The sequence below is a fragment of the Gordonia sp. NPDC057258 genome (assembly GCF_042668985.1).
Classification (GTDB): domain Bacteria; phylum Actinomycetota; class Actinomycetes; order Mycobacteriales; family Mycobacteriaceae; genus Gordonia; species Gordonia hongkongensis.
Map to the genome: position 1 here is coordinate 99,671 of NZ_JBHUXZ010000008.1, position 22,018 is coordinate 121,688.

General features: G+C 68.5%; 24 protein-coding genes and 1 pseudogene. 18 read left to right on the plus strand and 7 right to left on the minus strand.

Annotated elements, in window-relative coordinates:
- Nucleotides 1–91: 91 nt before the first annotated feature.
- The 8 genes and pseudogenes from ACFUEJ_RS08415 to ACFUEJ_RS08450 all read left to right on the plus strand — a co-directional run bounded on the left by ACFUEJ_RS08415 (nucleotide 92) and on the right by ACFUEJ_RS08450 (nucleotide 7,182).
- Nucleotides 92–1,327 (plus strand): cytochrome P450, encoded by a 1,236-nt coding sequence (locus tag ACFUEJ_RS08415; protein WP_388028637.1) that lies wholly within the window; start codon nucleotides 92–94, stop codon nucleotides 1,325–1,327.
- A 3-nt stretch (nucleotides 1,328–1,330) separates the two neighbouring features.
- Entirely contained in the window at nucleotides 1,331–2,368 is a 1,038-nt protein-coding gene (locus ACFUEJ_RS08420; protein ID WP_388028639.1) for an NADH:ubiquinone reductase (Na(+)-transporting) subunit F, read from the plus strand.
- A 28-nt stretch (nucleotides 2,369–2,396) separates the two neighbouring features.
- Nucleotides 2,397–2,708: an EthD family reductase gene (locus ACFUEJ_RS08425; RefSeq protein WP_065632480.1), complete on the plus strand. Its 312-nt coding sequence runs from the start codon at nucleotides 2,397–2,399 to the stop codon at nucleotides 2,706–2,708.
- 1 nt (nucleotide 2,709) lies between these two features.
- Nucleotides 2,710–3,531, plus strand: a complete 822-nt coding sequence (locus ACFUEJ_RS08430) for an IclR family transcriptional regulator (protein WP_065632481.1) — start codon at nucleotides 2,710–2,712, stop codon at nucleotides 3,529–3,531.
- A 43-nt stretch (nucleotides 3,532–3,574) separates the two neighbouring features.
- The gene (locus ACFUEJ_RS08435) at nucleotides 3,575–4,378 is read left to right on the plus strand and encodes a 2-keto-4-pentenoate hydratase (protein ID WP_226514132.1); all 804 of its coding nucleotides are present in this window, start codon (nucleotides 3,575–3,577) and stop codon (nucleotides 4,376–4,378) included.
- Between the two features lie 32 nt (nucleotides 4,379–4,410).
- Complete coding sequence (locus ACFUEJ_RS08440) at nucleotides 4,411–5,208, plus strand: 2-keto-4-pentenoate hydratase (protein WP_388028643.1); 798 nt, start codon at nucleotides 4,411–4,413, stop codon at nucleotides 5,206–5,208.
- A 1-nt stretch (nucleotide 5,209) separates the two neighbouring features.
- The gene (locus ACFUEJ_RS08445) at nucleotides 5,210–5,416 is read left to right on the plus strand and encodes a tautomerase family protein (RefSeq protein WP_058249708.1); all 207 of its coding nucleotides are present in this window, start codon (nucleotides 5,210–5,212) and stop codon (nucleotides 5,414–5,416) included.
- A 523-nt stretch (nucleotides 5,417–5,939) separates the two neighbouring features.
- Nucleotides 5,940–7,182, plus strand: a pseudogene (locus ACFUEJ_RS08450) (DUF222 domain-containing protein).
- A gap of 93 nt (nucleotides 7,183–7,275) precedes the next feature.
- Here the strand turns inward: ACFUEJ_RS08450 and ACFUEJ_RS08455 are convergent.
- Genes ACFUEJ_RS08455 through ACFUEJ_RS08475 form a run of 5 tightly spaced genes read right to left on the minus strand, consistent with a single transcriptional unit; the run spans nucleotide 7,276 to nucleotide 11,950 of the window.
- A complete protein-coding gene (locus tag ACFUEJ_RS08455; protein WP_388028646.1) occupies nucleotides 7,276–7,689 on the minus strand; it encodes a 4-oxalocrotonate tautomerase family protein in 414 nt (137 codons plus the stop codon).
- A gap of 42 nt (nucleotides 7,690–7,731) precedes the next feature.
- Nucleotides 7,732–8,484 carry an SDR family NAD(P)-dependent oxidoreductase gene (locus ACFUEJ_RS08460; protein ID WP_388028649.1) on the minus strand — a complete coding sequence of 251 codons (753 nt, stop codon included), beginning with the start codon at nucleotides 8,482–8,484 and terminating at the stop codon, nucleotides 7,732–7,734.
- Between the two features lie 22 nt (nucleotides 8,485–8,506).
- The gene (locus ACFUEJ_RS08465) at nucleotides 8,507–10,000 is read right to left on the minus strand and encodes an aldehyde dehydrogenase (RefSeq protein ID WP_338855921.1); all 1,494 of its coding nucleotides are present in this window, start codon (nucleotides 9,998–10,000) and stop codon (nucleotides 8,507–8,509) included.
- Nucleotides 10,001–10,004: 4 nt separating this feature from the next.
- The gene (dmpG, locus tag ACFUEJ_RS08470) at nucleotides 10,005–11,060 is read right to left on the minus strand and encodes a 4-hydroxy-2-oxovalerate aldolase (RefSeq protein WP_388028652.1); all 1,056 of its coding nucleotides are present in this window, start codon (nucleotides 11,058–11,060) and stop codon (nucleotides 10,005–10,007) included.
- On the minus strand, nucleotides 11,057–11,950 hold the full coding sequence (locus ACFUEJ_RS08475) for an acetaldehyde dehydrogenase (acetylating) (RefSeq protein ID WP_078113761.1): 894 nt from the start codon (nucleotides 11,948–11,950) through the stop codon (nucleotides 11,057–11,059). The genes dmpG and ACFUEJ_RS08475 overlap by 4 nt, the downstream gene beginning before the upstream one ends.
- Nucleotides 11,951–12,196: 246 nt before the next feature.
- Here ACFUEJ_RS08475 and ACFUEJ_RS08480 point away from each other — a divergent pair, with 246 nt between their 5' ends.
- From ACFUEJ_RS08480 to ACFUEJ_RS08510, 7 genes are all read left to right on the plus strand, one after another.
- Nucleotides 12,197–13,285 carry a VOC family protein gene (locus tag ACFUEJ_RS08480; protein WP_247450287.1) on the plus strand — a complete coding sequence of 363 codons (1,089 nt, stop codon included), beginning with the start codon at nucleotides 12,197–12,199 and terminating at the stop codon, nucleotides 13,283–13,285.
- Between the two features lie 78 nt (nucleotides 13,286–13,363).
- Nucleotides 13,364–14,587 carry an acyl-CoA dehydrogenase family protein gene (locus ACFUEJ_RS08485; protein ID WP_247452150.1) on the plus strand — a complete coding sequence of 408 codons (1,224 nt, stop codon included), beginning with the start codon at nucleotides 13,364–13,366 and terminating at the stop codon, nucleotides 14,585–14,587.
- Nucleotides 14,588–14,743: 156 nt separating this feature from the next.
- Nucleotides 14,744–15,238 carry a peptide-methionine (R)-S-oxide reductase MsrB gene (gene msrB, locus ACFUEJ_RS08490; protein WP_058249715.1) on the plus strand — a complete coding sequence of 165 codons (495 nt, stop codon included), beginning with the start codon at nucleotides 14,744–14,746 and terminating at the stop codon, nucleotides 15,236–15,238.
- Entirely contained in the window at nucleotides 15,235–15,783 is a 549-nt protein-coding gene (gene msrA / locus ACFUEJ_RS08495) for a peptide-methionine (S)-S-oxide reductase MsrA (protein WP_068970820.1), read from the plus strand. Before msrB ends, msrA begins: the two co-directional genes overlap by 4 nt.
- Before the next feature lie 123 nt (nucleotides 15,784–15,906).
- Nucleotides 15,907–16,290: a hypothetical protein gene (locus ACFUEJ_RS08500; RefSeq protein WP_058249717.1), complete on the plus strand. Its 384-nt coding sequence runs from the start codon at nucleotides 15,907–15,909 to the stop codon at nucleotides 16,288–16,290.
- A complete protein-coding gene (locus ACFUEJ_RS08505) occupies nucleotides 16,287–16,862 on the plus strand; it encodes a zeta toxin family protein (protein ID WP_247450284.1) in 576 nt (191 codons plus the stop codon). The genes ACFUEJ_RS08500 and ACFUEJ_RS08505 overlap by 4 nt, the downstream gene beginning before the upstream one ends.
- Nucleotides 16,859–17,806, plus strand: a complete 948-nt coding sequence (locus tag ACFUEJ_RS08510) for a PfkB family carbohydrate kinase (protein ID WP_388028657.1) — start codon at nucleotides 16,859–16,861, stop codon at nucleotides 17,804–17,806. The genes ACFUEJ_RS08505 and ACFUEJ_RS08510 overlap by 4 nt, the downstream gene beginning before the upstream one ends.
- A gap of 24 nt (nucleotides 17,807–17,830) precedes the next feature.
- Here ACFUEJ_RS08510 and ACFUEJ_RS08515 read toward each other — a convergent pair whose 3' ends face one another.
- Nucleotides 17,831–18,463: a flavin reductase family protein gene (locus tag ACFUEJ_RS08515; RefSeq protein WP_137809472.1), complete on the minus strand. Its 633-nt coding sequence runs from the start codon at nucleotides 18,461–18,463 to the stop codon at nucleotides 17,831–17,833.
- 93 nt (nucleotides 18,464–18,556) lie between these two features.
- Between ACFUEJ_RS08515 and ACFUEJ_RS08520 the strand changes: the two genes are divergently transcribed.
- A complete protein-coding gene (locus tag ACFUEJ_RS08520) occupies nucleotides 18,557–19,288 on the plus strand; it encodes a tyrosine-protein phosphatase (protein WP_388028661.1) in 732 nt (243 codons plus the stop codon).
- The gene (locus ACFUEJ_RS08525) at nucleotides 19,281–19,598 is read left to right on the plus strand and encodes a DUF2470 domain-containing protein (protein ID WP_388028663.1); all 318 of its coding nucleotides are present in this window, start codon (nucleotides 19,281–19,283) and stop codon (nucleotides 19,596–19,598) included. Before ACFUEJ_RS08520 ends, ACFUEJ_RS08525 begins: the two co-directional genes overlap by 8 nt.
- Nucleotides 19,599–19,601: 3 nt before the next feature.
- Here the strand turns inward: ACFUEJ_RS08525 and ACFUEJ_RS08530 are convergent, their stop codons facing one another.
- Nucleotides 19,602–20,609, minus strand: coding sequence for a LacI family DNA-binding transcriptional regulator (locus ACFUEJ_RS08530; protein ID WP_388028665.1), 1,008 nt, complete (start codon nucleotides 20,607–20,609; stop codon nucleotides 19,602–19,604).
- Between the two features lie 131 nt (nucleotides 20,610–20,740).
- Between ACFUEJ_RS08530 and ACFUEJ_RS08535 the strand changes: the two genes are divergently transcribed.
- Nucleotides 20,741–21,928, plus strand: coding sequence for an acyl-CoA dehydrogenase family protein (locus tag ACFUEJ_RS08535; protein WP_280360205.1), 1,188 nt, complete (start codon nucleotides 20,741–20,743; stop codon nucleotides 21,926–21,928).
- Nucleotides 21,929–22,018: the final 90 nt, after the last annotated feature.

A 22,018-nucleotide genomic window follows, 5' to 3' on the forward strand; every position in this document is an offset into this window, starting at 1 on the left:
CAGATCACAAGACATCGCCGACGTGGCCGGCGGCATGACCGAACGAGCCGGCCCCAGACAACAGATATCCGGAACGACAACGGAGAGTCACATGACCGCAGTACAGCCCTCCCACGAGGTCACCCCGAAGTTCGTCGAAGAGATCACGATGGCCGAGCTGGAGGCCGATCCGTACCCCTTCTACGAGCGGCTCCGAAAGGAGGCGCCGGTGGCGTTCGTGCCGTCACTCGGGATGTACATCGTCTCGACCCGCGAACTCTGCATGCAGATCGCGAAGGACTCGGACACCTGGCCTGCGGTGATCTCCCCGGCCGGCGGACGCACGTTCGGCCACGGTGCGCTGCTCAACTCGAACGGCCCCGAGCATCGCGACCTGCGCGACATGGTCGAGCCGCATCTGCAACCGTCGGCTGTCGACGACTACATCGACGATCTGGTGCGTCCGTTCGCACGCGAACTGCTGGAGCGGATCGAGGACAACGGTTCGGCCGACATCGTCGCCGAGTACTGCGAACCGGTCAGTGTCCGTGCCCTCGGCGACCTGCTGGGCCTCGGAGATGTGAGCACGGACAAACTGCGGGAGTGGTTCCACAAGCTCAGCGGCTCGTTCACCAACTCCGCGATGACGCCCGACGGCGAGTTCGCCAATCCCGACGGCTTCGTCCCGGGGGACGAGGCGAAGGCCGAGATCATCGCGCACGTCGACCCCAAGATCGACGAGTGGATCGTCAACCCGGATCACAGCGCGATCTCGCACTGGCTCCACGACGGGATGCCGGAAGGCCAGACGCGCAGCCGCGACGTCATCTACCCCAACCTGTATGTGTTCCTTCTCGGGGCGATGCAGGAGCCGGGACATGCGATGGCGACCACACTCGCCGGTCTGTTCAGCCGGCCGGAACAGCTGGAGCGGGTCGTCGACGATCCCGGCCTCATCCCCAGGGCGGTCGGTGAGGGTATGCGGTGGGTCGCGCCGATCTGGTCGGCGGCCGCGAAGATCGCCACCGACGAGGTCGTCGTCGGCGGTGTGACGATCCCGCAGAACTCCGTGGTGATGCTGTCCTACGGGTCGGCGAATCAGGACGAGAACGCCTACGACGCCCCGACCGCCTACGACCTCGACCGGGCCGTGATCCCGAACATGACCTTCGGTGGCGGCGTCCATGCCTGTGCCGGAACCCATTTCGCGAACAACGTGATCCGGATCGCGCTCGAGGAACTGCTGGAGACGATCCCGAACATCGAGCGAGACACCGACCACGAGGTCAACTTCTGGGGCTGGGGCTTCCGCGGTCCCAAGGAGCTCCACGTGAAGTGGGAGGTCTGAGCCGTGACCAGCACACATCGGGTTCGTATCCAGGGCTCGGACACCCCGTTCGAGGTCGCCGACGACCAGTCGGTTCTCGACGCGGTCCTACGTGCGGGGGAGTGGCTCCCGCACTCCTGCACGCAGGGTACCTGCGGGACCTGCAAGGTGCGGGTACTCGACGGCCAGGTGGCGCACAATGATTCGCCCGAGTACACGCTGACGCCGGCCGAACGGTGTGCCGGCCTGGCGCTGGGCTGTCTGGCCACGCCGTGCTCCGATCTGGTCGTCGAACCACTGGGCACCGCGTCGGACGATGGCGCACCACGGCATCCGCTGCGCGATTTCGACGGCACCGTCGTCGCCCTGGACGACATCGCCACCGACACGCGGCGACTCGTCGTCGACCTGGATGAACCGATGTCGTTCAACGCCGGTCAGTACGCGGAACTGCAGATCCCCGGTACCGGTCTCGGACGTCAGTATTCGATGGCCAACCAGCCGTCGGAACCGAAGCGCCTGGAGTTCCACGTCAAGCGCACCGTCGGTGGAAGGGCAACGGACGGTTGGATCTTCAGCGCGCTGTCGGTGGGGGAGCGGGTGGGACTCCGTGGACCGCTGGGCCAGTTCCACCTCGTCCGCGAACAGAGCGAACCGGCCATCCTCATCGGTGGGGGCACCGGACTCGCCCCACTCAAGTCGATCGCCCGACATGCGCTCGATCACGGTCTGGTCCCCGAGCTGTACCTCTACCACGGTGGCCGACGCCGCGACGACCTTTACGACGTCGACTTCTTCCGCGACCTCGAGGCCGAGCACGGCAACTTCCACTACCGGCCCGTCCTGAGCGAGGAGCAATGGGATGGGTCGACCGGGATGGTCACCGACGCGGTCGTCGAGGACTTCCGGAGCTGTAAAGGGCTGAGCGCGTACCTGTGTGGCCCACCGGCCATGATCGAGGCCGGAGTCCGGGCGCTCAAACGTCGCCGGATGGCGCCCCGTCTCATCTTCCGCGAGGAATTCACCGTGGCGGCACCCGTGGCGACCACTGCAGCGTCGTGACATCCCGCTCGAACCCGAAAGGCAAGCCATGTACCGACTCACCGTGATCTACGGACACCCGCTCGACCCGGCGGCCTTCGACCGGCACTACGAGAACGAGCATGCCGAGCTGGTTCGCCGCATCCCCGGACTGCGGCGGTTCGCCGCAGGCAAATGCGAGTCCCTCGACGGCACCGAACCCGCCTCGTACAGTGTGGCCGAGCTGTACTTCGATTCAAAAGAGTCTCTTGGGCAGGCACTCGGCTCGCCCGAGGGGCAAGCCGCGGCCGGCGATGTCGCGAACTTCGCCACCGGCGGTGCCACCATGTTGTTCAGTGACGAGTCGACGGTGGGGCCCTGAGATGGCCGCGTTGCAGACCGTCCAGAAGATCGGCCCGGTGCTGGATCTGTTCACCGTCGAACGTCCGGAGTGGGGTGTGTCGGAGGTCGCGGGTGAGCTCGGCGTCCCCCGGTCGAGCGCACACGCGCTGCTGGCCTCACTGGTCGACATCGGCCTGCTCCAGTGCCGCGCCCGCGGCCGCTACCGCATCGGCTGGCGGGTCGTCGAGCTGAACCAGGCGTTGCAGGGCACGGTCGACGTCAAATCCTGTGCCGCACCGGCTTTGCAGGCGCTGTCGGAGAAGTTCGGCGAGACCACCCATCTCGCGGTCATGGAACGCTACCGGGTGATCTACGTCGACAAGGTGCTCGGCAATCACGTCATCAACGTGTCCGGCGCCCGGATCGGCGCCCAGCTCGACGCGCACTGCAGCGCGGTCGGCAAAGTGCTACTCGCGCACTGCGACCCGGCTCAGCTGGCCCGCAACGTGACCGACAAGCAGCTCCGGCGGTACACGTCGTCGACCGTCACGGACCCGGACGAACTGGCGGCCGAACTGAAGGGTGTGCTGCGTCGGGGGTGCGCCTTCGACCTGGCCGAAGCCGTTCCCGACGTGCATTGCGTCGCGGCTCCGATCCGCGACGAGATGGGGGTGGTCGTGGCGGCGATGTCGATCACCGCGCCCGCGACGAGATTCATCCCGGCCCAACACGAACTCCGGCGTGCGGTGATCGCGGCCGCCGCCGACGCGTCACGCGCGCTGAACACCTCGTCCGGCGACGTGTCCACGCCCATCCGGCTGCCCGAGCGCGAGGTCTCCGTCCTGCACGCGGTGGCGGGATGACCCCGCGGTCGCTGTCCCTCATCCCAGAAAGACCATGCCGCTCATGACTGACCATGCCGACGACGCCGACCTCGTCCGCACCGCCGCCGAGGCACTCCTCGACGCCTACCGCCACCACACCACGATCGAACCCCTGGCCTCGCGGTTCGCAGGCCACCCACTGTCGACCGCGTACGAGATCGCGCTCGCGCAGGTTCAGGACTGGGAGAAGAACGGCGATGCGGTGAAGGGCCACAAGGTCGGACTGGCCTCCCGCGCCATCCAACGGCAGATGGGCGTCGACCAGCCGGACTTCGGGCACCTCACCGCGAGCATGTTCCATCTCGAGCACGCCCCGATCCCGGCGGGCACCTTCATCCAGCCGCGCATCGAGCCAGAGGTCGCCTTCGTCCTCGCCAAACCGCTTCGCGGGCCGGGGGTCACGGTCGCAGAGGCCGCCGCGGCCGTCGACTTCGTGCTCCCCGCACTGGAGATCGTGGACTCGCGCATCCGCGACTGGCAGATCGGCATCTTCGACACCATCGCCGACAATGCGTCGTCGGGCGGGGTGATCCTGGGCGGACGGCCGGTGCCTCTCGTCGACGTCGACCTGCGGATGGCCGGTTGCAACCTGCATGTGAACGGTGAACTCGTCGACACCGGCGCCGGTGGTGCCGTGCTGGGATCCCCTATCAACTCGCTGGTGTGGCTGGCGAACACGGTCGGGCCGCTGGGTGTCACCCTCGAACCGGGCCACGTGGTCCTGCCCGGTTCGATGACCGCGGCCGTGCCGGTCGCACCGGGGGACACCGTGGTCGCCACCATCGCCGGACTTGGCAGCGTCACCGCGGTGCTGGCCGGCGCGTGAGTGCTCGTGTCCTCGAACCATCAGGAGAAGACGTGACAGACAACGCAATCGGCGATTGGAGTGCGGCCCGCGTCGCCGGCACGCTGCTCGCCGCCGAACGCTCGCGGACGGCGCGGACCTCGATCCACCACGAGTGGCCGGGCCTGACCCTCGACGTAGCCTATGCGGCTCAGGACATCGCGCTCGCCGATCGGCGCTCGCGCGGAGAGACCGTGACCGGGATCAAGCTGGGCCTGACATCGCGGGCCAAGCAGAAACAGATGGGCGTCGACGAACCGTCGGTCGCCTGGCTCACCGACGCGATGGTGCTGCCCGCCGGTCTGCCGGTTCCGCGTGAGCGACTCATCCATCCGCGCGCCGAGCCGGAGATCGCCTTTGTGCTCGGGCGGCCCCTCATCGGTCCCGGTGTCACCGCGGCCACAGCACTCGCCGCGGTCGACTATGCGATGGCCGCCATCGAGATCATCGACAGCCGGTACTCCGGATTCAAGTTCACCCTCGAGGATGCGGTCGCCGACAACAACTCTTCCGGCGTCTACGTGACCGGCCCGGTCATCCGCGACATCGCGGACGTCGACTTCGGGCTCGAGGCGTGCCTGTTGGAAGTCGACGGTGACATCGTCGCCACCGCGACGGGTTCAGCGGTGCTCGGTCATCCTGCCGAGGCATTGGCGTTCGCCGCCAACACCTTCGGCGCGCGGGGCGTCACCCTGGAAGCGGGCTGGGTCGTCCTCACCGGGGGGATGACCGACGCCGTCGCGGTGGAACCGGGCAGCCGGGTCGCAGCGCACTTCACCACGCTGGGCTCCATCACGATCGCCGGAGGTTGAGATGCCGTTCATCGATGTGACCATCGCCCAGGGGCGTTCACCCGACGAGGTGCGCGCGCTGATGCGCGAACTGACGGCGGCCGCCCACCGTGCGATCGGTGCGCCGATCGCGAACATCCGAGTGTGCGTCCGCGAGGTCCCGACCACCCACTGGTCGGCCGGCGACGTCACCGTCGCCGAACGCCAGGCGGCTATCACGGAATCGTGAGGCGCGGGAGACCATCTTGCGCCCACACCCCCGCTCCCTGATCCGAAAAGACCGCTACACCTGCGGTCCGGCCGGCGACCGGCAGACTCCAACTCGACCGATGGACTTCGATCGAAGTCTAGGAGTCGAGTTGAAGTCTGTTGGTGACGCGGCGCGTAGCCGCGAGGGCAGGGGCGCGTCCCGCTCCGCTCCCTGAGGAGCGGCCGGAGCTTGCGGAGGGCGCGTCAGCCCTGCTCCCTGAGGAGCGCCCGGAGCTTGCGGAGGGCGCGTCACGAAGGGTCTGGCGACCTGGATGCGTTGCAGCGACTGGCCAGGTTGGCGGAAGTGCTTCGTTCCAGCTCCACGACGTTCATTGGTGGTTGTAGACGCTGACCCGTGTGGCTGGTGGGGTTCTTGTTCACCACAGTCCACCACGGTTCACCGCTGGGGTGTGAGTGACATCCATTGCCCGACAAGTATCTTCATCGAAGATTGCTTGTGGATGAACCTCGTCGTCGAACGTGTCGGCGAGTACCTTGGTGTCATGCCCTCGATCACCGAGCTCCGCGACACTCTCATCGCCTTGCAGTCACCGCCCGACGACGGCAGTGGCCGCGCGGTGTTCGACCGACTCGACGAACTGCGTGTGCTGCGCAACGTCCTGGAACATCAGATCGCCGTCCATATCGCACTGTTCGACGCGTCGGGCGCGGCTGCGCGGGCGGGTTCGACGACGCGAGTCACGCTGGTCGAGATGGGGATGCCGCCTTCGGTCGCGTACGGGTGTGCGGGTCGCCGGCGGCCTGGCGTCGTTGCCGAATCTCGCCGACTGCGCGGCCGAGGGGTACCTGTCTGCCGAGTGTGTCGATGCGGTGGTGCGCGGAATCTGTGTGGCCGAGAAAGGTTCTGCCGCTGCGCTGTCGAATGAGGATCGGCAGGTGTTCGAGACCGAACTGCTCACCCAGGCATTTTCCGGGGCCACCCCGGCCGAGATCGACTCTCACGCCCGCGATCTCGCTGCCCGCCTCGCGGATGCCGACTCCGACACGGTTGCGGCGGCTGATGACGCGTCGTTGAACACCGTGCACACGCGGGTGACCGAGCAGGGCAGAGTCGCGTTCGCCGCGGATGTGACCGCGGTGATCGGGGAGAAGTTCCTGTCGATGATCGACGAACGGTCGTGCCCGCGGCCGGAATCCGACGGTGCCCAGGATCGGCGTGACGCCGGGCAACGCCGTGCTGATGGCCTGGAGTTGCTGCTGGATCAGGCGGCGGTCGGTGCGGCGATGACCACCGCTGGCGCGCCCCGCACCCAGGTGCTGGTGACCATCCCGGCCGACAACACCGATCCGGCGCGGTTGCCGTGGGTCGGTGCGGTCACGGCGTCGACGGCACGACGACTGTCCTGCGACGGTGGGGTGGCCGAGATCGTGCTCGACACCGAGGGCGTGCCGTTGCGGATGGGCACCACGAATCGGCTGTTCCCACACCACTCACGTCGAGCGATCATCGTTCGCGATATGTGCTGTGTGAAATGCGTTGCCCCCGCCGCGCATATGCAGGTCCACCATCTCGTCCATTGGGCTGATGGTGGTCCGACTGATCTGGACAACGGGTGCTTGCTGTGTCAGCGCTGCCATACCCAGGTCCATCACCATGGCTGGGAGGTGGTGATGGGTCCTGATCGGCATCCGTGGCTGATCCCGCCGGCCGACATCGACCCCCGACGGTTACCCCGGCCTGCCTACAACCGCCGCACCATGCGACTCGACGACGCCCTCGTGTAGTCGCCAACCCTAGAACCACCGCGCCCAGACTCTCCGGCGTCGACTCCGGCGCCACACGACCTCTGACAACTCCACAGTGTAGATGTGTCGGGCTCAGCGAGCCGCGCGGAGTGCGATCTCCGACGCCCGGACATCACTCGCCGGCACGCCGGCGATACCCCAATTCTCCGGCGCCACCTCGACAATCTGTCCACGGACGCCCGAGCGTTCAACGTCCAGGTGCTCGACGACGAGATCGGTGAACGCGGCCAGGAGGTCCGAACGCTGCTGCGCCGGACGGCCTGCGAGCACGATCGCGGTGAAGTACGGCGCGATCGTGCCGCCGTCGGCGACGAGCTGTCCGCCGACGGCGAGGTCGGTCGGGTCGTACTGCACGATGAAAGCGCGTACCCGCTCGATCGGTGAGTCGAGGATGCGGGAGTAGGTCCCGCTCGCGTCGGTCAGCAGAGCGGCGCGCTGCTCGGTGGACGCGGTGCCCGCGGGGATGTGAAAGTGTGCAACCGGCATGTCGGCTCCGATCGGAAGTGCCCGTGTCCGTGGGGGATCGGGCTACTGGATGCCGTGGCGAGTTCCGCCGTCGGCGTTGAGGACGCTGCCGTGCAGCACGGCGGCCTGGGGCTCGAGCAACATCTCGACGAGCCAGGCGATCTCGTCGAGGATGGGCAGGCGACCCAGCGAGGTCTTGGCTGTGTACCGGTCCCAGATGTCCTGCGGCGCAGCACCGGTCTCGCGCGATTCGGTGTCGACGAAGGCACGCAACCGAGGGGTGTCGATGGGTCCCGGCGCGATCGTGTGGACCGTGACCCCTCGGGGTCCGTACAACGCGCCGATCTGTCGCATCAGATTGAACAATGCGGCGTTGGCGGTGCCCGGGCCCGCGTCGAGGGGGCCCGGCTCGAGTCCGAGTGAACCCGCGACCGCGACGAACCGCGAGCCCTCGGCGAGATGGTCGCGGACGGCTCGCAGCAACCGGACAGTGCCGGCCACCTTGATGTTGGCGGCGGTGGCCAGCAGCGACGGCTCGATCGCGTCCGCGGAGCCTCGGACCGGCAGGCCGGCCGCGAACACCGCGAGCCGCACGGTTCCTTCGAGATGTCCGCGGATCGAGTCCACGGAGCCGTCCTCGGCGATGTCGGCGACGCACGAGACGATGAGATCGTCTGTCGCGGACAGCCGTTCGAGTTCATCGGCACGACGCCCCACCGCGAGAACCCGCATCCCCCGCGCCACCAGGCGTCGTGTGATCACGGTCCCCATCGCGCCGGTCGCGCCGACGACGACGCATGTCTCGGTTGCCGGCACGGTTCCTGTTCCCAACACGGGCCTACTTCCGGATGCGGAGCGTCACCGCGCGCGGCTCGGTGAAGAACTCCCGGGAGTACTGGCCACCCTCGCGACCCAGGCCGCTGATGCCCTCGCCGCCGAAGGGCAGTCGGAGATCGCGTTCGAAGAAGGTGTTGATCCACACCGTGCCGGCCTTCCAGCGAGCCGCCATCCGATGAGCCCGATCGAGGTTCTGCGTGAACAGGATTCCGGCGAGACCGTAGGGGGAGTCATTGGTGATGCGCAGCGCCTCCTCTTCGGTGTCGAAGCCCAGAACCGTCTCGACGGGACCGAAGATCTCCTCACGTGCCGTACGGGAGTCGTTGGTCAGGCCGGTGATGACGGTCGGCGGATAGTAGAAGCCGCCCGCCCGATCGGAGTCGGTGAGTCGTTCGCCGCCGGTGATGATCTTGCCGCCTTCATCCTGCGCGAGTTCGACGTAGCTGTGCACCTTGTCGAGGTGCCGCTGCTCGATGAGCGGCCCCATGAACGTCGTCGGGTCCTTCGGGTCCCCGACCACGAGCTTCCGCGCCTCCTCGACGAAGCGCTCGACGAACTGCTCGCGGATCGAGTTCTGCACCAGCAGTCGCGAACCCGACAGGCAGACCTGCCCGTTGCCGCCGAAGATGGCCCGAAGGGACATCGGCACGGCCACATCGAGATCGGCGTCGGCGAACACGATGTTGGCCGACTTGCCACCCATCTCGGCCGAGACCGGCGTGTGGTTCGCCGCGGCCGCCTGCAGGATCTTCACGCCGGTGGCGCTCGACCCGGTGAAGGTGATGCGGTCGACGCGTGGATCGGACGTCAGCGGCCCCGCGACGGCCTCGCCCCCGAAGCCGTGGACGACGTTGAGCACCCCCGGGGGCAGGCCGGCTTCGAGTGCGATCTGTGCGAACCGATTGGCGGTCAACGGGGTCTGGGGCGCGGGTTTGAGGACGACGGTGTTGCCGAAAGCCAACGCGGGCGCGATCTTCCACGTCGCCAACATGAGCGGCGCGTTCCACGGGCTGATCGCGGACACGACTCCGGCAGGTGGATAGAGGACGTAGGACAGCAGGTCGCCGTCCGGGTAGGCCTCGTTTGCGGCCATCGAGACGTAATCGGCAAAGAACCGCAGATTGTGGGCCACCCGCGGGACCTCGGCATGCAGCGACTGCGTGATCGTCTTGCCGCCGTCGCGGGTCTCGAGCTGCGCCAGCTCTTCTCGGTGGTCGTCGACTGCGTCGGCGACCGCATGCAGGATCGCCGCGCGTTCCTTGGCCGACATCTGCGGCCACGGCCCGTCGTCGAAAGCTGCTCGGGCAGAGTCGATCGCAGCGAGACCGTCGTCGGCGGTGCCGCGCGCCACCCGCGCGAGCAACGTGCCGTCATGCGGGTCGCGCGACTCGAACGTCGCACCGTCCGAAGCTGTGCGCCACTCATCCCCGATGAGGTGGCGGACCTCGGCGGTACCGTTCTGATCGGTGCTTGTCAGATGGCTGGAAAGAGTCATTGCGTCACACCTCTGCCGCGACGGGCGTCTCGTACGTGCGGCCCGCGAGTTCCGAGGCCACATCGATGATCATGTCTTCCTGGCCGCCGATCACCCCGCGCCGGCCGAGTTCGAGCAGGATGTCCCGGGCCGGGACCCCGAACTTCTTCGCAGCGCGCTTGGTGGGGTGGAAGAACGTCGAGTACACCCCGGCGTATCCCAGTACGAGAGCGGTCTCGTCGACGATCTGCGGCTCGGTCATCAGTGGGGCCACGACGTTCTCGGCGGTGTCGATGAGCGGGAACAGCTCGACGCCGGTGTCCCAGCCGGCGCGTTCGAATGCGGCGGCGAGGACTTCGGTCTGGGCGTTGCCCGCGCTCGCGCCGAGCCCTCGGAGCGAGCCGTCGATGTAGGTGGCGCCGTTCTCGGCGGCGGTGAGCGCGTTGGCGATCCCGACACCGAGGTTGTTGTGGGCATGGAAACCGATGTCCGCGGAGATCGCCTCGCGCAGTGCCGCGACCCGCTCGCCGGCCTGCCGCGGGACGAGCGCACCTGCGGAGTCGACGACGTACACGACGTCGGCGCCGTAGGAGTCGAGCTTGGCCGCCTGCTCGGCGAGTGCGTCGGGTTCGAGTTTGTGGCTCATCATGAGAAAGGTCATCACGGTGAGACCGTTCTCCTTCGCCCATTGGACAGGCTGCTGCCCGCAATCGGCTTCGGTGCAGTGGACGGCGACGCGGACGGTCGAGATGCCGGCGTCCACCGCCGCCTGCAGTTCGTTCAGCGTCGCGATGCCCGGTACGTAGAGGGCCGCGATGTCGGCGTTGTCGACCGCGTCGACGGCGGCGCGCACGTACTCGGGGTCGGTGGCCGCGGCGAAGCCGTACTGGACCGACGACGCACCGAGACCGATGCCGTGTGCCACTTCGATTGTCGGGACGCCGGCCCGGTCGAGGCCGGCCGCGATGGCGGCGACGTCGCGGGTGGTGAACCGGTGCGAGACACTCGACATCCCGTCACGCAGCGTCGTGTCGACGAGGGTGACCGATCGTGGCCCGCGGGCCGGGGACTGGCTGGTCATCGCAGTGCTCCTGTCTGAAGTGTCGCTGTGGCGGCCCTCTCCTGCGCCATCACCTCGGCGACCTGCACGGCGGCCGCGGTGATGATGTCGAGATTGCCTGCGTACGTGGGTAAGAAGTCGCCGGCGCCGACGACCTCGAGCATCACGGTCACCAGATCGCCATCGGTGTCGACGAGCTTGAGGGTGTAACCGGGGACGTAGCGCTGGACCTCGGCGACCATGTCGACCACGGCGCGTTCGATGGCCACGGGATCAGGGTTGCGCACTTTCGCATACACCGTGTCGCGCATGTTCATCGGCGGTTCGGCCGGGTTGATCACCGAGATCGCCTTGGCCCGGTCCGCTCCCGCGACCTGCGCCAGGGCGCGCCCCGTCTTCTCGCTGAACTCGCTCAGATTCTGCCGCGTTCCCGGACCCGCACTCGCCGACGCGATGGCCGCGACGATCTCTCCGTAGGCGGCGTCGGCGGCCTGGTTGATCGCGTGGAGGATCGGGATGGTGGCTTGCCCGGCGCAGCTCACCATGTTCACGTTGGGCGCGTTCACGTGTTCGCGGAGGTTGACCGCGGGGACGACGTAAGGGCCGACCGAGGCGGGCGTCAGATCGATCGCGGTGATCCCCGCGTCGGCGTAGCGGGGCGCGACGGCGGCGTGGACCTTGGCGGAGGTGGCCTCGAAGACGAGGTCGGGGGGCGAGGACTGCCGTAGCAACCAGTCCACGCCCTCGGCCGACGCCTCGAGTCCTTCCTCGCGCGCCCGGCGCAAACCCTCACTGGCGGAATCGATCCCGACCATGTGGACCGGTTCTACGTACTCGGACCGCAGCAGTTTGTACATCAGGTCCGTCCCGATGTTGCCCGATCCCACAATGGCGGCGGTCAACCGGCTCATCGCATGTCTCCTCTGCTCGTGCGCACGTTCGGTCTCGGTTGCCGTCGGCGTGCTCGACACCGAACCTAAGGAGCGGTTGCCGTCTCCGGGGCCAAGGCACGGGCAGTCCGAACGCGGAGCGCATCGGCGACACCGTTGTTCGGATATCCCGAATGGCGGTGACGGCAGTCACATCTCGTCGCCATGCTGAGGCTCATCAGCCAGCAGCCACCGAGATCCGGTGGCGCCCGATCCACAGGAGAAACGATGACCGAGAACGCCGCACGCTTCGATGTCGCGCACCTCGCCCGTGCCGAACTGTTGACCCCGAAGCCGCAGGAGACCCTCGACTTCTTCACCCGATTCCTGGGCATGTACGTCACCCGGCGCGAAGGCCAGTCCGTCTACCTGCGGGCCTACGAGGACCCCTACCCCTGGAGTCTGAAGATCACCGAGGCCGCCGAGCCCGGGATGGGTCATGCCGGCCTGCGGACCAGCTCTCCGGAGGCGCTCGAACGCCGTGCCGCCTCGCTGCAGGGTGCGAACATCGACACCTCCTGGCACGAAGACGAATTCGGCTACGGCAAGACGCTGGCATACAAGACCGCCGACGGTCACGACTTCGCGCTGGTGTGGGAAGCCGAGACCTACGTCGCGCCACCGGAACTGCAGAGCAAGATCCTCACCCGGCCGTCGAAGAAGCCGTTGCAGGGGATTCCGGTCAAGCGCATCGACCACCTCAACCTGATGGCCTCGGACGTCACCGCGGTCAAGACCGAGTTCGAACGCCACCTCGGGTTCCGCACCACCGAGCGCGTCGTCGACGGTGATGTCGAGATCGGCGCCTGGATGAGTTCGAACATCCTCGGCCACGAGGTCGCCTGCATGCGCGACATGACCGGCGGGCGCGGCAAACTGCATCACCTCGCCTTCTACTACGGCACGGGTCAGCACAACATCGACGCCGCGGAGATGTTCCGCGAGTACGACATCCGCATCGAGGCCGGCCCGGACCGACACGGGATCACCCAGGGTCAGTTCCTCTACGTGTTCGAACCCGGTGGCAACCGCATCGAGTTGTTCGGCGAGTCCGGATACCTGCATCTCGATCCGTCCGCCGAGACGAAGACCTGGCAGATGTCCGACATCGACACCGGTCTGGCCGTCGGCGGTGCGAAGCTGCCGTGGGAGACCTACTTCACCTACGGCACGCCCAATCCGCTCCCGCTCGACGAGCACATCACCGCCTTCGCCGACTTCGGACCGGGCGGGCCCGCGCCGGAGGCCGAGGCGGTCGTCGAACTGATGCCCGACGAGATCGAGCACTCCCGTGCCGTGGCCGATGCGCCGGTCTGAGCCGGGTCGATCGGTTCGATCAGAACAGGAGACTCCTTGACTGTCATCGACATCACCAGGGTGTCGTCGTCCGACGACATGCCCGACCATCCGCCGCGGATCGCCGACACCCTGTACCACGACCTCGTGTCGCCCGAGGAGGTAGTCGAGGTCCGTCGCAGGGTTCGGCAGGTCGCGCTTCGCGACGTCGCGCCGGTGGCCGACCGGATCGCGCGGGGCGACGAGCGACTCGACGGCTTCCCACGTGACGTGTTCGATCGGCTGGCCACGGCGGGGATCTACCGCATCCCCTTCGCGGCCGATGTCGGCGGCGACGGACTGGCTCACCCGGCCACCGCGACGGCCACCGCCGTCGAAGAAGTGGCGTACTTCTCCAACAGCGTCGCCGCGATCTTCGACGTCCACTGCATCCTCGCGGGCAATGCCGTCAACCAGGGCACGCCGGAGCAGCGCCGCAGGTGGCTGGCCCCGGTCGTCGCCGGCGAGATCGTCGGCTCCTTCGCCACCAGCGAGCCGGCCGCGTCGAGCGATCTCTCACCCGAGGCGGTCCGGACCGTGGCGCACCGCCGCGGCGACGGATGGGTGCTGAACGGGCGCAAGCGGTGGATCACCAATTCCGTCGTCGCCGCGTTCGTCGTGGTCCTCGCTCGCACCGGTGACCGGCTCTCGACGTTCATCGTCCCGACCGACACCCCGGGGGTCCGGGTGGGTACGCCGGATCGCAAGCTCGGGAACAAGGGCCAGATCACCGCCGACGTGCACCTCGACGAGGTGGAGCTGGGGCGTGAGTCCCTGCTCGGGACCGAGGGCGGCGGGCTGAAGGTCGCCCTGCAGACGCTGACCTACGGACGTATCGGGATCGCGGCGGCGGGTGTGGGCATGGCGCAAGCCGCCTTCGACCGCACCGCTGCCCACCTGCGCACCCGGGTGGCCTTCGGCGAACCGCTCGCAGCCCGGCAGCACTGGCAGTTCCTGATGGCCGACCGCGCGACCGAGATCGCGATCTCGCGCGACCTGTACATCAAGGCCGCGATGCGGCTCGACGCCGGAACGCGCTTTCCCGAACCGGAGGCGGCGATGGCCAAGCTGCGCGGCACCGAGGTCGCGGTCCAGATGGCCCGCGACGCGGTCCAGGCGTTCGGCGGCTTCGGATTCACGCAAGAGCTCGGCGACGACGACTCGTCGGGTCCGGTCGAGGCCCTGTACCGGGACAGCAAGATCGGGGAGATCTACGAGGGCGCCAGCGAGGTACAGCGGTGGGTGCTCGCGCGGCAGATCTTCGGTCGCGACGTCGTGGGCTGATCGACGCGCTGACGACCCTCCGGGCCGTCGTCCACCCCGGTGGGCGGCGGCCCTTGGCGTCGCGGGACCAAATCGGGGCATGGTGGTGTTGTGCACGGTGACGCCCTCCGAGCGCCGTCGCTCGACGGAGCCGAGGGAGCGTCAGCAGGAGGAAACGTGAGCAACACCTACCGCAAGACCCCCGAGGCGTTGAGCCGCCTCACCGACATCCAATACCGCGTCACCCAGCGTGACGGCACCGAGCGTGCCTTCGACAACGAGTACTGGGACAACCACGAACCCGGCCTCTACGTCGACGTCGTGTCCGGACAGCCGCTGTTCTCGTCCACCGACAAATACGACAGCGGCACCGGCTGGCCGAGCTTCACCAAGCCGATCGAGCCCGACGCGGTCGCCACCAAGACCGACCGCACGCTGTGGATGCGACGCACCGAGGTGCGCTCGTCCGGCGCCGACAGTCACCTCGGGCACGTCTTCGACGACGGGCCGCGCGAGGCCGGCGGACAGCGCTACTGCATGAACTCCGCCTCGTTGCGGTTCATCCCGGTTGGCGAGCTCGAGGCGGAGGGGTACGGCGAGTACGCCGGCCTGTTCGGCGGCACGCACACCACGAATTCCCACACCACCGATACCCAGGAGGAGAACGCATGACGACCGACCCCGGCCAGATCACCGTCCGTCCCGGCACCGAGACCGCGGTCCTCGCGGGCGGATGCTTCTGGGGGATGGAAGACCTGATCCGCAAGCAGCCCGGCGTCCTGGACACCCGGGTCGGCTACACCGGCGGACAGAACGACCACGCCACCTATCGCAACCACCCCGGTCACGCGGAGGCCGTCGAGATCGTGTTCGACCCGACCCAGACGTCGTATCGCGACATCCTGGCGTTCTTCTTCCAGATCCACGACCCGACCACGCGCAACCGGCAGGGGAACGATGTCGGCACGAGCTACCGCTCGGCGATCTTCCCGGTGACGCCGGAGCAGGAGCAGATCGCCCGGGACACCATCGCCGACGTCGACGCGTCAGGGCTGTGGCCCGGCAAGGCGGTCACGACGATCGAGGAGCTGGGTCCGTTCTGGCAGGCCGAGCCCGAACATCAGGACTACCTGCTCAATTTCCCGAACGGGTACACCTGCCACTTCCCGCGCCCGGGATGGGTGCTGCCGAAGCGGGACGCGGCGTCCACGCGGTGACGCGCGAGGCCGGCTGACAGTGCCGACGCCCGTCGACGGTCATGCGACAACGACCGTCGACGGGTTCGTCGGCGTATGCTGGGGCGATGTAGCACTCTGCTACACACGCGCGGGAGGTGTGCGATGAGCACCGGTACGGACAAGGTGACCCGGCTGTCTGCTGCATTGGTGACCGATGCGGCCCGGGAGGGCGCGCGAGAGCAGCGGTCGGCGCGGCAGCAACTCGAACACTGGGCGCGTCTGGGGCGCAGCGTCTCGCAGCGCACCACCGCGTCGCGTCAGCGGGTCGAGGCCGCGCTGGCGGGCGATCTGCCGGGAGAAGTGCTGACCGCAGAGGAAGCCGTCGTCTACGACGCCGAGATCGACGCTCATCTCGAAGCGCGGCTCACGACCGACGACCACGTGGTTCGTCGTGCCTCGGCCGGGTTGTCCTCGGTGGTCGTCGATGACGCCGGACGGCTCGTCGAACACCGCCCCGACGGGACGAGCGTCATCCTCGAGCAGTGACTCCGCGGCTCGATCTGGTCGTCGGATGCAACGGCGCGGGCAAGTCGACGCTGGTCGAGCGTCATCTGCAACCCCTGCTGCATGTGCCCTTCGTCAACGCCGATCTGATCGCCCGGCAGCGGTGGCCCGACTCCGCGGAAGCCCATTCCTACGACGCCGCCCGGTTGGCGGCGGCGACCCGCGACACTCTCATCGAGCGCGGCACCTCGTTCATCGCCGAGACGGTCTTCTCGCACCCCTCGAAACTGGAGCTCATTGAACGTGCGCATACCGCCGGATACCGAGTCGCGCTGCACGTCGTGATGATCCCCGAGGCTCTCGCGGTCCATCGCGTCCGATTGCGCGTGGACAGTGGCGGGCACGCGGTCCCGGAGGTCAAGATCCGCGAGCGGTTCCGACGCCTGTGGCCGCTCGTCCGGACGGCCATCGCGCGGAGTGACCTGGCAACCGTGTACGCCAATGAGCGACCGACCACGCGCATCGTCGCGCGGTACGTCGACGGTCTGGTCGCCGGCGTACCCGACTGGCCGGACTGGACGCCGGGTGCGCTGACGGATACGAAGGCACGATGACTTCCCTCGATCGAGCCGGCCGGCTTCTCGTCGTCGGCGCTGTCAACGACGATCTCGTGGTGGCGACCGACCGTCTGCCGGGGCCCGGTGAGACGGTCGTCGGTCCGAGCGTGACACGTCACGGCGGCGGCAAGGGTGCGAACGCCGCCGTCGCCGCGGCGCGTGCGGGTGCCGAGGTGCGCTATTGCGGCGCAGTGGGTTCCGACGACATGGGCGCGAGCGCACTCGCCGAACTGCGGGACTCCGGTGTCGACGTGACGGACGTGGACGTGCTCGACGGCGTCGCCACCGGGATGGCGCTGATCGTCGTCGATCCGCACGGGGAGAACCAGATCGCGGTCGGGGCAGGCGCGAATGCCGTCCTCGGTGCCGACGAGGTCCGTGCCGCGGTCGACCGTGCGGCGGGCTGGGCCGGCTGTGTCCTCGTCAGCACCGAGATCCCGGCCGACGCCGTCGCCGCGGCGGTCACGACGGCCGCCGCCCGGGGTATCCGCTGCGTCGTCAACCCCGCCCCGGTGTTGCCGTCGACCGTCGACCTGTTGGCGTCGGCGCCGGTACTGACGCCCAACTCCTCTGAACTGCGGGACCTGTACGGACTCGTCTCCGAGGGTGTGGCCGCGCCGGAGATATCGGCGGCCGAACAGGCGACGGCGGTCGCATCCCGAACGGGCGCACCGGTTCTCGTGACCCTCGGTGCCGATGGCGTCCTGATCGCCGACCCCGCGTCCGAGGTGATCTCGCTCCCCGCCGGACGGGTCGCGCGGGTCGTCGACACGACCGGTGCGGGTGACACCTTCAACGGCGTGTTCGTGGCCGCGCTCGCCGCCGGCTCGACGGTCGTCGAGGCGGCGAGACGTGGTGTCGCGGCGGCGTCGCTGTCCGTCGCGGCGGTCGGTGCCCGGGCCGGGATGCCGAGCGACGACGAAATCCGCCGCGCGATGTGAGCGGAACCGGCCGGGAGGGAACCGCTAGCGGGTGGCCGGTTTCGGCCGTTTCATGAACCGGTGATGGTCGTCGCTGGGCAGGAAGTAGTCGCCCTGCCCGCCCGCGCGCAGCAGCGGTCGAGCGCCGGCCGTGTCGTACGTCTGGTCGTCGCGCAACAGATGGGTGGCGATGTGGATCTTGACCACCTCGCCCAGCACCATCCAGGTGTCGACGAGGTCGCCTGCGGCCGTGCGTAATTGGAACGACTGGGTGGTTCGGCACTCGAAACTCACCGGACTCTCGCCGACCCGTGGCGGGGCCACGAGATCAGAGGCGAGGCGCGTCAGGCCGGCGACGTCGAACTCGTCCTCGCCGGCGGGCACCGCAGCCGAGGTGGCGTTCATCTGCTCGCCGAGGCCGTCGGTCGCGAGATTCCAGACGAACTCGCCGGACCCGATCGAGTTGGCGACGGTGTCCTTGTAACCGACGCTGGCGAAACCGACGATTGGCGGCGTGTAGTTGAAGAGGTTGAAGAAGCTGTAGGGCGCGAGGTTGCCGACGCCGTCGTCGGACACCGTCGAGATCCAGCCGATCGGCCGCGGCGCGACGATGGCATTCACCGGGTCGTGGGAGAGTCGGTGGCCCTGCGACGGCTCGTAGGAGTGGTAGGTCGTCACCATCGCCACGGTACGTCAGCCCGCCAACCGTTCCATCGCCTGCGTAAGGTGAGGTGCGACCGACCACCGCGCACATCGACGATCGGGACCGCCGTGACCCTCTCCTCCGCCTCTGACCTGCGGACCTTCGCCAACATCCGGGACCTGGGCGGTATGCGGCTCGCCGGCGGCGGCGTCACCGCCGCCAACGTGCTGATCCGCAGCGATGCCCCGTATCCCGACGACGAGGACCCCGTCGGCCTGCCCTGGCCGCCGGCGACCGTCGTCGATCTGCGCGACCCCACCGAGCTGGGCCGGATGGCCGTCACCTGGCCGCCGAACGTTCGCGTCGTGCACCGTCCGGTGTCCTCGGGTGCCCGCGTCGACCGCCTCGCCGACACCGCGCTCGTCGAGATCTACACCGCGATGATGCGCACGGGCGGGCATCGACTCACCGCCGCGCTGAACGAGTTCGACTCCGAGGGCGCGACGCTCGTGCACTGCGCTGCCGGCAAGGACCGGACCGGGGTGATCATCGCGATCGCCCTGCTGTTGGCGGGCGTCGACGAGGAAGCGGTCGTCACCGACTATCACCGGACCGAGGACGGCATCGCCGGGGTGTTCGCGCGTCTGCGGTCCCGCAAGCGGATCCCGGCGGGCACCACGCTGGACGCCCCGATCCTGCGCACCCCGCGCGAGGCCATCGAACTCGTCGTCGGGGACGTGACCGGTGCGCGCGGCGGTGCGTGGGGATGGTTCGAGGAGCACGGCGGCGACGTCGACCACTTCCGGGGCTGGGTCTCGAGGTTCGTGCGTCCCGAGGCCGAGGAGGCTGGGCGTGACTGACGAGAACACTGCGGATTCAGCGCAATTCAGCCCGGATGTCGTGGCAGCCGTGCTTGCACACATGAACGACGATCATGCCGACGACTCGCTGCTGATCTGCCGTGTGCTGGGCGGGCGGCCCGACGCGGTCGCGGCGCGGATGACCGGATTCGACCACGAGGCAGCGACGTTCGATGTCACGGTTCCCGAGGGGGTCGTCGGGGTGCGGCTCGTCTGGGATCGCCCGGTCCGCGATCGTGGCGACGTCCGCACCGCGGTCGTCGCGATGTTCCGTGCGGCGCAGGAACGTTCGGGTACTTCTGCGCCCTGAGCGTCACGTGCTTCCGCGAACCATCAGTTCGACCGGGAGGCGGCGGGGTTCGACGTCCCGCCCGGCGGCGAGGTCGAGGAGGCCGCGTACCGCGGTCTCGCCGATCTCCCGAGCAGGGGAGCGGACCGTCGTGAGCGGCACGGGGAGTTGGGCGGCCACCGGGATGTCGTTGTAGCCGATCAGGGCGAGGTCGTCGGGGATGCGGAGTCCGAGGTCGCGGGCGACACCGAGGACTCCGATGGCGATGGTGTCCGACACCGCGAAGATCGCCCGGGGACGGTCCGGACGATCGAGCAATGCACGCCCGGCCGCCGTCCCGCCGTGAACCTCGAAGTCGGAAGCGACGATGCGGTCGTCGGACAGCGTGATCCCGGCATGAGCTAGCTCGGCGCGGAACCCGCGGAGCCGGTCGGTGGCCGTCGTGGCGTGGCCGGGCCCGCCGATGACGGCGAGGTCGGTATGACCGCGCTCCAGGAGATGCCGGGCGGCGATGCGTCCGCCGCGCACGTCGTCGCCGCCGACGAAGGGGAGTCCGGCCTCGGCGTGCCGGGTGAGGGTGAGCATCGGGAGGTCGCCGACCCGCAGGGACTCCACGAAGTCCCGGCCCGGCAGGTGTAGTCCGCTCAGCAGCAGACCGTCGACCTGCCGGCCGACGAGGAGTTCGATGGCCCGTCGCTGAGCGGCTTCCTCGTCGGGCGGGGACGACAGCAGGACCGAGTACCCGGCCCGGGTGGCGGCCTGTTCGATGCCCTGGTAGGTCGTGGCCACGACGCCGTCGGTGAGGCGGGTCATCGCGACCCCGATTGTGGTGGTTCGGCGGGTCCGCAGGCTGGCCGCCCACACATTGCGCTGGTAGCCGAGTTGGTCGGCGACCTCCCGCACCCGCAGAGCCGACGCCGACCATCCGTCGGCGGGCTCGGACTGTCGCAGCACCCGGGAGGCGGTGGACACGTGTACGCCGGCACGCCGGGCGATCTCCTTCAGCGTGGGGGCGCGCTGACCACTGACCACGCTGATCCTCTCTCTTGCTGATTGACCCGACGGCCGTCGAACACCTACCTTAGGCGATGCAAACGTTCGTGCAAACGTTCTCGTCGACGGCCCCCGCCCGCCGCGAGTCCCATTCTCGACGGAGGTCCGCCATGTCCCGCACCAGCACGTTGCCCCAGCTCTTCGCCCTGGACTCGTTGCTCGACGCCGACGAGATCGCCATCCGTGACAGCGTGCGGGACTTCGCGGCCTCGAAGTTGCGTCCGCACATCGCCGACTGGGTCGAGGATGCCCGGCTGCCGGCCCGCGACATCGCCCGCGAGCTGGGCGGACTCGGAGCGCTCGGCATGCACCTCGAGGGCTACGGCTGCCCCGGGATGAGCGCGATGTCCTACGGATTGACGTGCCTGGAACTCGAGGCCGTCGACTCCGGCATCCGCAGCCTGGTCTCGGTGCAGGGCTCGCTGGCGATGTTCTCCATCCACCACTGGGGTTCGGAGGAGCAGAAGAACGAGTGGCTGCCGCGGATGGCGGCGGGCGAGGCGATCGGCTGTTTCGGCCTGACCGAGCCCGACTTCGGGTCCAACCCGTCGGGGATGCGCACCCACGCCAAGCGGGACGGCGACGACTGGGTGCTCAACGGGACGAAGATGTGGATCACCAACGGTTCGATCGCCGACGTCGCGGTGGTGTGGGCGCAGACCGACCTCGCCGACAGTCCCGGCGGCATCCGCGGGTTCGTCGTCCCGACCGACACACCGGGGTTCTCGGCGCCGGAGATCACCAAGAAGATGTCGCTGCGCGCCTCGGTCACCTCCGAGCTCGTGTTCGACGACGTGCGCCTTCCCGCCTCGGCGATGCTGCCGAAGGCGGAGGGGCTGCGCGGACCGCTGACCGCTCTCGGCGAGGCGCGCTTCGGGATCATCTTCGGGGCGATGGGTGCCGCCCGCGACTGCCTCGAGGCGGCCATCGAGTACGCGCAGTCCCGCCAGGTGTTCGACAAGCCGCTGGCCGGCTACCAGATCACCCAGACCAAGATCGCCGACATGGCGCTCGAGGTGGGCAAGGGTCACCTGCTGGCCTACCACCTCGGCCGTCTGAAGGACCGCGGCGAACTCACGCCCGAGCAGGTCAGCACCGGCAAGTTGAACAGCACCCGCGAGGCGATCGCGATCGCCCGCGAATGCCGAACCATCCTGGGCGCGAATGGCATCACTCTGGAGTATCCGGTGATCCGGCACGCCAACAACCTGGAGTCGGTGCTCACCTACGAGGGGACCTCGGAGGTCCACCAGCTCACGATCGGGCGCGCACTCACCGGGTCGGCGGCGTTTCGCTGAGGCAGTCAGGCGCCTGGCGGTAACCACCGGCGCCCACGGAACGTGGCGCAGTGGGTTACGTTGGACGAGCACGCCGAACAATGCGCGTCC

Coding starts and splice junctions, on each gene's coding strand:
- ACFUEJ_RS08430 (WP_065632481.1), top strand. CDS start 2,710: ATGGCCGCGTTGCAGACCGTCCAGAAGATCGGCCCGGTGCTGGATCTG.
- ACFUEJ_RS08415 (WP_388028637.1), top strand. CDS start 92: ATGACCGCAGTACAGCCCTCCCACGAGGTCACCCCGAAGTTCGTCGAA.
- ACFUEJ_RS08480 (WP_247450287.1), top strand. CDS start 12,197: ATGACCGAGAACGCCGCACGCTTCGATGTCGCGCACCTCGCCCGTGCC.
- ACFUEJ_RS08500 (WP_058249717.1), top strand. CDS start 15,907: ATGAGCACCGGTACGGACAAGGTGACCCGGCTGTCTGCTGCATTGGTG.
- msrA (WP_068970820.1), top strand. CDS start 15,235: ATGACGACCGACCCCGGCCAGATCACCGTCCGTCCCGGCACCGAGACC.
- ACFUEJ_RS08475 (WP_078113761.1), bottom strand. CDS start 11,950: ATGAGCCGGTTGACCGCCGCCATTGTGGGATCGGGCAACATCGGGACG.
- dmpG (WP_388028652.1), bottom strand. CDS start 11,060: ATGACCAGCCAGTCCCCGGCCCGCGGGCCACGATCGGTCACCCTCGTC.
- ACFUEJ_RS08435 (WP_226514132.1), top strand. CDS start 3,575: ATGACTGACCATGCCGACGACGCCGACCTCGTCCGCACCGCCGCCGAG.
- ACFUEJ_RS08465 (WP_338855921.1), bottom strand. CDS start 10,000: ATGACTCTTTCCAGCCATCTGACAAGCACCGATCAGAACGGTACCGCC.
- ACFUEJ_RS08445 (WP_058249708.1), top strand. CDS start 5,210: ATGCCGTTCATCGATGTGACCATCGCCCAGGGGCGTTCACCCGACGAG.
- ACFUEJ_RS08510 (WP_388028657.1), top strand. CDS start 16,859: ATGACTTCCCTCGATCGAGCCGGCCGGCTTCTCGTCGTCGGCGCTGTC.
- ACFUEJ_RS08535 (WP_280360205.1), top strand. CDS start 20,741: ATGTCCCGCACCAGCACGTTGCCCCAGCTCTTCGCCCTGGACTCGTTG.
- ACFUEJ_RS08455 (WP_388028646.1), bottom strand. CDS start 7,689: ATGCCGGTTGCACACTTTCACATCCCCGCGGGCACCGCGTCCACCGAG.
- ACFUEJ_RS08425 (WP_065632480.1), top strand. CDS start 2,397: ATGTACCGACTCACCGTGATCTACGGACACCCGCTCGACCCGGCGGCC.
- ACFUEJ_RS08485 (WP_247452150.1), top strand. CDS start 13,364: ATGCCCGACCATCCGCCGCGGATCGCCGACACCCTGTACCACGACCTC.